The following is a 7318-nucleotide window of genomic DNA, read 5'->3' on the forward strand; positions in this document are numbered from 1 at the left end:
GGAGGAGTTCGAGAAGAAAGACTGGCGCGAGGTGGAGGCTTATGATTATTTCGTGCTGGGCAGCCCGGCGCATTTTGGGCAGATGAGCTGGGAAATGAAGAAGTTCTTCGATGAAGCCTTCCACATGATCTATATGTCTCCGGGGAAGGCGGAGGGAAAGCTGTTCGCCCTGTTCTCGGTGGGTGCCGGAATGCCCGGGGCAAAGAGTACTGTCGATTCGATGGAGCAGGCGATCGACATGAATGCCGGCAAGGTGGTCCTGCGCCTGGGACTGGACAAATCGATGAGCGCGGATGAGTTCGCCGCCCAGGCCGCGGATTTCGCCCGCTCGTTTGCGGTCCTGGTTGGGCACTGAGCCGGAGTGCTGAATGGCCCCCCTGCCGTAGAGGCGACATCCATGTCGCCCGGCTATTGGGATTAAATCCCCCTCGGTCCCAGCAATGTCCGGTTAGGGAGTTGCAGTGAGAAGACGAAAGACTCTGTTCTGCTTTGGTTTCGGCCAAAGCAGCAAAGCCAGCGGGGGCCGCAAACTCGTCCAGACCACGCCTCCGTTTCGATCTTAAGTGTTTACGGAGTGTTGATACCGCTCGCGCGTTGCAGCGACGGCGCTGCCGCGAATCGCCGCCGCGCTGTGCGTCAATTTCAACCCCGGCCGTTTCACGTTCGATTACACGCTGCCCTGGCGGGAGGCTCAGACAGGTGCGGCCCCCAAGGCAACAGCGGCGGCCTGTCAGCCGCACGAGGCTTGGCTTTAACCCAGGATCGAGTCATTCCGATACGAACACTGTGTTCGCCCATAACATTATATGCAAAAACCTAACCGGACATTACTGCCTCGCTCCCCCTTTGAAAAAGGGGGAGGCGGCGGGCCGGACCATGTGTGAAAAAAGCGCAGGCCGTGCCCCTGCATATAAAATACAAACTCCATAAAACACGTAGGGGAGGGTTTTAAACCCTCCCCTACATTATTTTCAACACCTTGTGTCAACTCGTCAGGGCATGTAAATCCACAAATGCCCGCAGCGCTCGCTCTCCCCGAAATACAGTGTCCCGTCCGGCCCGGCCGCCATGGCGTCGAACTGGTAGCCGCGCCAGTGGTAATAGGGGCTGCGGTCCAGCACCAGGGTGCCCATGTCCGCGTAGGAGCCGCTCTGCGGGTCGAAACGGTAGAGCTTGCAGGGCAGGGCGCCCTTGCGCTCCCCGGCGAACAGGTACAGGCTGCCGTCCGCGGCGGCGGCCAGGCAGCGCAGGCGGCGCTCCGAGCGGGCCTTGCCCAGATTGTCCAGCCGCAGGGTGGAGGGGTCGAAGCGGAACAGGTGGCCGTCCGAGGAGCCGCCGTAGACCCAGCCATCCCTGGCCCGCGCGAAAGCCTCCACCACCGGGTGGGTGTTCGACTCGAAACGGTAGCGGTCGCCGGGCACCACGGACTCGGTGAGCACCAGCTTGTCGCTTTGTGGATCGTAGTAGACCAGGTTGCCGCCCAGGCCGGAGGTAAACACCCGCCCGGTGCCGCTGTCCACGTACAGGGCGCGGGGAAGGCTGCGCCAGTCGCGCTCCGGGCCGTGGAACACCACCTGGCTGTCAAGCTCGCAGACAGTCTTGAACGCCTTGGCCGCGAGGTCGTAGTAGAAGAACTTGCCGTCCGGGTAGCTCACCCCGTAGATACGCCCGCGCTTGGGATCGGCGGCCAGGCAGTAGATCGAGTTGCCCGGCGCCGGGGCGCCCAGGCTGACCAGCTCGGCCGGCTCGCCCTCCAGCTTGACCGTGCGGTCGCTCCTGGACGGGTCGTAGACATAGAGCTGCCCGCCGGGGTAGCCCGCGAAATGCTTCCGGAGGTCCATCGCCAGCGAGCTGTCCACGTGCAGGGTGGTGCCGCCGGTGGAAAGCTCCAGCGGGGTGAACGGGTTGAGGCCCGTACCCAGGTAGATCAGGCCGTGGCCGTCCTCCACCAGGGCGTGGTGCACCGACTGCGCCTCGGCTACGCGGCCCAGGTGGCGCACCTTGTTGAGCCGCGGGTCGAACACGAACAGGTAGGCGGTGTCGCCCGAGGTGGCGCCGTAGATTTTACGGTTCGAGGCGGCCAGCAGCGAGGTGATCGCGCAGTTGTTGTGCGGCACCTCGTTGACCAGGGGATAGCCCAGGTCGCGCAGGTCGAGGCGCTGGGCGAATTCGAATTCCGGCTGCATCCAGTCCTGGGCCGTGGCCGGGGCCGGGCGGAGGGCGACGAGCGCCAATATGGCAAGCGCCGGGATAAACCAGCCTGCAATCTTCAGCATGTCAGTCTCTCCTGTCGCTGGGCCTCAGAGCTGGGGCTTGTAGATTAAAAGGTGCAGCGCGGTCGGGGTCTTGCCCCCGACCTTGCGCGTGGGTTGCTCGTCTGCGGCCAGCTCGGCCTCGCCGCAGATGTACAGGGTGCCGTCCGGGGCCACCGAGGCGGCCTCGCAGCCGAACACGCGCCGTCCGTCCTCCGTGCGCAACGCCCCCAGGTCCACCTTGCGTCCGGCCTTGAGGTCGTACATCAACAGGTGGTGGTCGCTGGTCACGCCGAAAGTCTCGGCATAGGAGCCGATGGCGTAGGCACGGGAGGAGGGCACGAAATAGACCCGGCGGTTCCGGCTGTCCAGGGCGAAAGCCAGCGGCGAGTAGGGGATGTCCTTGCGGCCCGCCGGTTCCAGGAACTTGGGGTCGCACATCTGGGCCAGCTCGGTCACTTTGCCCTCCAGGTCCACGTGCGGCTCGTACTTGAACAGGATCGAGCCGCTTCCGCAGGTGATCCCGTAGACCGCCTGGTCCTGCGGGTCCCATTCCACGGCGCGCCAGATATAGGACCGGTCAAGCATCGGGTTGCCCATCTGGGTCGGCCAGACCGTGGGGTCGAACGGGATCTGGATCGCCATCTCGTAGGGACGGTCGGTGCGGGGGTCGTAGCGCCAAACGCGTGAGATGCCCCAGCAGCCGTAGACATTGCCGTCGTCATCCGCCGCGATGTCGCGGCAGATGTCCCAGTCGGTGATCCGTCCCAGGTTGTGGGTCTCGCGCTTCTCGATGTCGAAGCGGTAGAAATAGCCGGTGTAGCCGATGCCGAAAAGCTGGTTGCGCTTCTTGTCGATGGCCAGGGGGTAGGAGCCGACCATGCGGTCAAGAAGGCCCAGGTCCTCCAGGGTGTCATCGGCCGGGTTGTAGCGCAGCACGTGGCCGCCGCGCCAGGAGGTGTAGTCGATGTTCTTGGGGCCCGCGCCGTTACTCATCGGGATGAAATAGACCCGGCCCCGGCTGTCCTCCACCGGGTGGTTGTGGATCTTGGAGGACATGCGGATGCCCTTGCCGCGCTCGCCCAGGAAAGTTGCGATGTCGGCGATCATGCGGTTTTTGTCCGTGGCGGGGTCGTACTGGTAGAAATGAGCGCTGCCGCCCTCATCGCACAGCCCGGTGTAGACCCGGCCGTCCTGCGCCGCCATCAGGCCCTGCCACATCGCACCGTCCGGACCGGGATAGGCGCGCGCCTTGACAGTGCAGACCGCACCGCCCTGCTGCGCGACTGCCGAGGACCCGGCGCCCAGGGCCAGGGCCAGGGCCAGCAGCGCGGCCGCTCCGGCGTTTGTCCGCAACACTCTGGCTCCTGAATGGAAGCCGGTCATGCGCATCTCGAATCTCCTTGTCGTGGTGTGAGGGAGTAAAGGGGGACAAGTGCCGAATCTAAGACGGGAGGGGACAAAAATCAAAGGAATCGGACAGGCGGAAAACTAAAACGGTGGAAATAAAAAGGGGCATGGCGAACCATGCCCCCCAAAAGATTTTTTCTGCAGTGGAAAGCTTTGTCTTAACGGCTTACTGCGCCGGGGTGGGAGGCGCCAGTTCCTTGACCCGGATGTTGGCGAAATGCACGCTCGATGTCTCGTCGTGGTTCTGCAGGCCGAAATAGCCCTTGGGCCAGCAGGTGGCAACCTTGCCGGAGGGCTGGAGCTGCCACTGGTTGACCACCTCGCCGTTGAGCTCCACGGTCGCGCTGAGGCCCTGGAACGTCAGCTTGTAGTGGTTCCACTTACCGGGGCCGAAAGAGGTGAGCTTGTCGGGGCCCTTGGCATCGTAGATCGCGCCGGTGGCGTGCTTCATCGGGTCGCCGGTCGGGGCGGCCGCACCCTCGTGCATCACGGGGTTCTTGTTCTCGACCGCGTCGTAGATCTGGATTTCGAAGCTGTCGTAGATGTACTGGTCGCTAACTGGGACATAGGGGACACGGAAGAACACGCCGGAGTTGGTCTCATGGGCGTCGCACAGGAAATCCATCTCCAGCACGAAATCGCCGTACATCTTCTCGCTGAACCACATCAGGCCCATGCCGCTGTGTGAGGTCATCACGCCGGTGGCGCGGTCGAGGTCGAAATAGCCGGGGCCGTAATGGTTCCAGCCGGCCAGGGAGTACTTGCCCTCGTCGTTCTGCTTCAGCAGGTAGGTGTACCCGTCCTCCTGCACCGGAGCGGGCGGAGGCGGAACCTTGGCCGCGGCCGGGCTGCACGAGATATTGGCCATGTTCAGCAACACGGCCAGGCCGACCGTCATCAAACCGCTGGTGAGCCTTCTCAGGAAACCAGTATGCATGGTGCTCCTCCCTTGTGGACATTGTGGAGATTGATGCCGGAAAACTGCCACAGACTTGCCTGAACCTGTCTATTGCCTGAGTTGACACTGTCCACCGTATATAATCCGCTCTCAACCGGGAGCAGTCGGCCAGGGTCATTGCGCCGCGATCTCTCCATCCGCCTGCTGCAGCCATATATTGTACAATGAGTCGGCCTGGGCCGCCTCCAGACGCTCGTCGCTGACCAGGATCCGGTAGCGGAACACGCCGGTCTCGCCCGGGGCGAGGCTGAAATTCATCGTTTCCTTACCCTGGGTGAAATCCTTCCAACCCAGCGGGTTGGCGCTGAACAAGCCGTAGCCGCGGGCGTGCCAGTGGGTGGGGAAACCCACGTTGCCCGGGTGGTCGAAAATAGCGACCGTCACCGGACGGTTCTCCAGGGCGCCGCGCAGGATACACCATTTGGCCCGGGTGCCCCAGACCTGTTTCTCCCCGACCAGGCCCTCGCTGGTGAGGTACTCGCCATCCGCGGTGTTGTCGGCCGGCGACACCTCGGTCACCCCGCCGTGCTCATCCACGTACTTGACCGGCTCGGTGGAGGGTTCCTCCAGGGCGTTGACGACCCGCAGGGCGAACATGCCCTCCTTGGTGTCCGGGAAATCCACCTTGCCCGCGGACGGGGTGAGCGTGATCAGGCGGTCGATGCAGCGCAGGCCGGGCTCGGCGCGGAAGAACAGGCGGTCGGACTCTTTGAGCACCGGCTCGCCCTCCGGGCCCAGCCACTCCAGGCTCACATCCAGACGACCCACGCCGGGGCCGGATTCCACCTTGCCGATCGAGCGCTGCACGATCACGCCGAACTTGCCTTTCGTCACGTCGCTCGAATCGCTGTGGCCCCAGAAATCGATGCCGTTCACGTTGCCGTAGTTGAACCAGGCCCCCACATGGTGCGGATGGTCCACGCGGTCGCCGGGCTGCATCTGAAGCGGGAAGCCACGGGTAACCCGGCGGCCGTCCGCCGTGATAATCGGGTACAGCGAGGGCTTGAACAGGCCCCCGCGGTAGAGCCAGGCGGTAAATTCCTTGCCGTCCACTGTCACGTTCACCTGTCCGGCTGCCGAATCGACTGCCAAGCTGACCATGTTGTTTCCCTCCGTGGCAGAGGCAGGCTGTTCGGCGCTCTTGTCACCGCCGCAGGCGGCCAGAGTCAGGATCGCGCAGACAGCCAATCCGGCCGTGGCTGACCCTCGAAAGATTGTTCTCGACAACATCGTGTTCCTCCAGGGCTGAAATGAGCAGGCGGTCCGGTGGCTTGGCAGCGGGCGCCGGGGGAGTGGCGCTCCGGTTCTCCGGAAGTGGATTCGACTGTTCCGGAACAAAAAAAATCTATGCTCTCCGGCCGGGCCTGTCAAGAAATGAGCGGGTTGGAGGTTGTAACATCGGATTAATGGACCGGGAAATCCGTCCGCGCGCATTCCGCAGCCAAAGCTGGTCAGATTGTTCCGGAGGGGGAGTGATTCAAGTTGGAAAAACTTGACACGATGTAAAATAAATCATACAATAAGAAAGAAAAAGATTACACGAGAACCCCACCGTCTGAAACAAACCAGAGAACCCATTCACCGGAGGCATGGAATGCGACCCCTGCAGAGATGGTCGGTCTACAATTTATCGGTCGTTGTTTCCGGAGTGACGCTTTACCTGATTCTGTTTTTCCTGTTCGACAGAAATATCGCCAGCCGGATAGCCGGTCCACTCACCTGTGGCTCGTTCGGAGTCGGGGCCCTTCTCCTGAGGCGAAAAAGGGAAGAGGATTACTCGGATGAAAGAGAGCGGGAAATCGAGCGCAGCGCCTCGTTGATTGGCCTGTGGATGTTCTACGTCTATTTCGTCGCCGCCGGAATCTATATCATGTTTTCGAACGGCGGAAAGACAATATCGACAGACACTTTCAGCACATTCTGGTGGTTAGGGGTGTTTCTGCTGGTAGTAACTATGTCGTTGTCGACCATCGTTCAATACGGTTGGGGCAAGGAAAAGCGCACCGCGGTCCTGGAATATCTGTACGGTGCCGGGGAGTTGCAAAAAGGGGCAATTATGACCCTGGTAATCATGTCCGCCATACTGACCGTATTTCTTTTTATCTTCCCTTTACATCCGAGCAGCCCTGTGGATTGGGCGATGGGAATTTTCTACATGCTTACGGCTGTTTTTATGTTTTTCAGCCTCTCGGCGAACATAAGCGTTTCCGAGAGGGATGCGCAGGACACATCAATCATCGCCAAGGCTCGCCGTGAACGCTGGTGGGTGCTTATTGCCACGTTCCTGGCCGGTCTGGCTTTGATCGCTGCGGTGTACGCTTTCCAGGGTGTCGGGGCGGTCGACATGGGTTGGTTTCTGCTGGCAGGGTACTGTGCATTCGGTGTCGCAGGGCTTTCTTTCCTCGCTTCAATTATCATCAGATCACGCGGATAAAAGCCATTTCAATGAGATAAGGACAACCTGAGGATGAAAGGCAAACTGACCAACAAGGTCCGGCGCCTGCGCTTCGACCACGGCGAGATGACCCAGGCCGAGCTGGCCGCCCGGGTGGGAGTCACCCGCCAGACCATTGTCGCCCTGGAGGCCGACCGCTACACCCCCTCGCTCACCCTGGCGCTGCGGATCGCCCGTCTTTTCGGGGTGAACGTGGAGGAGGTGTTCGCTCTCGATGAGGACAGTCCCGCGGCTGAGACATCC

General features: G+C 61.9%; 7 protein-coding genes. 3 read left to right on the plus strand and 4 right to left on the minus strand.

All coding sequences use genetic code 11. The features are described from left to right. Positions 1–355: NAD(P)H-dependent oxidoreductase (locus tag LLH00_00005; GenBank protein MCE5269650.1), on the plus strand; the 355-nt coding region annotated here is incomplete at its 5' end. A 637-nt stretch (positions 356–992) separates the two neighbouring features. Here the strand turns inward: LLH00_00005 and LLH00_00010 are convergent. From LLH00_00010 to LLH00_00025, 4 genes are all read right to left on the minus strand, one after another. Beyond that, positions 993–2276 (minus strand): hypothetical protein, encoded by a 1284-nt coding sequence (locus LLH00_00010; GenBank protein MCE5269651.1) that lies wholly within the window; start codon positions 2274–2276, stop codon positions 993–995. A gap of 24 nt (positions 2277–2300) precedes the next feature. Further along, on the minus strand, positions 2301–3611 hold the full coding sequence (locus LLH00_00015) for a hypothetical protein (GenBank protein ID MCE5269652.1): 1311 nt from the start codon (positions 3609–3611) through the stop codon (positions 2301–2303). Positions 3612–3828: 217 nt separating this feature from the next. Further along, positions 3829–4599, minus strand: coding sequence for a DUF1080 domain-containing protein (locus LLH00_00020; GenBank protein MCE5269653.1), 771 nt, complete (start codon positions 4597–4599; stop codon positions 3829–3831). Positions 4600–4734: 135 nt separating this feature from the next. Next, positions 4735–5850, minus strand: coding sequence for a PmoA family protein (locus LLH00_00025; protein ID MCE5269654.1), 1116 nt, complete (start codon positions 5848–5850; stop codon positions 4735–4737). Positions 5851–6214: 364 nt separating this feature from the next. Here LLH00_00025 and LLH00_00030 point away from each other — a divergent pair, with 364 nt between their 5' ends. Together LLH00_00030 and LLH00_00035 are read left to right on the plus strand one after the other, a co-directional pair. Continuing rightward, positions 6215–7054 (plus strand): hypothetical protein, encoded by an 840-nt coding sequence (locus tag LLH00_00030; GenBank protein ID MCE5269655.1) that lies wholly within the window; start codon positions 6215–6217, stop codon positions 7052–7054. Between the two features lie 33 nt (positions 7055–7087). Then, on the plus strand, positions 7088–7318 hold a 231-nt coding region (locus LLH00_00035), incomplete at its 3' end, for a helix-turn-helix transcriptional regulator (protein MCE5269656.1).

The sequence above is a fragment of the bacterium genome (assembly GCA_021372515.1).
Classification (GTDB): Bacteria; Gemmatimonadota; Glassbacteria; order GWA2-58-10; family GWA2-58-10; genus JAJFUG01.

Coding starts and splice junctions, on each gene's coding strand:
- LLH00_00010 (MCE5269651.1), bottom strand. CDS start 2,276: ATGCTGAAGATTGCAGGCTGGTTTATCCCGGCGCTTGCCATATTGGCG.
- LLH00_00020 (MCE5269653.1), bottom strand. CDS start 4,599: ATGCATACTGGTTTCCTGAGAAGGCTCACCAGCGGTTTGATGACGGTC.
- LLH00_00025 (MCE5269654.1), bottom strand. CDS start 5,850: ATGTTGTCGAGAACAATCTTTCGAGGGTCAGCCACGGCCGGATTGGCT.
- LLH00_00030 (MCE5269655.1), top strand. CDS start 6,215: ATGCGACCCCTGCAGAGATGGTCGGTCTACAATTTATCGGTCGTTGTT.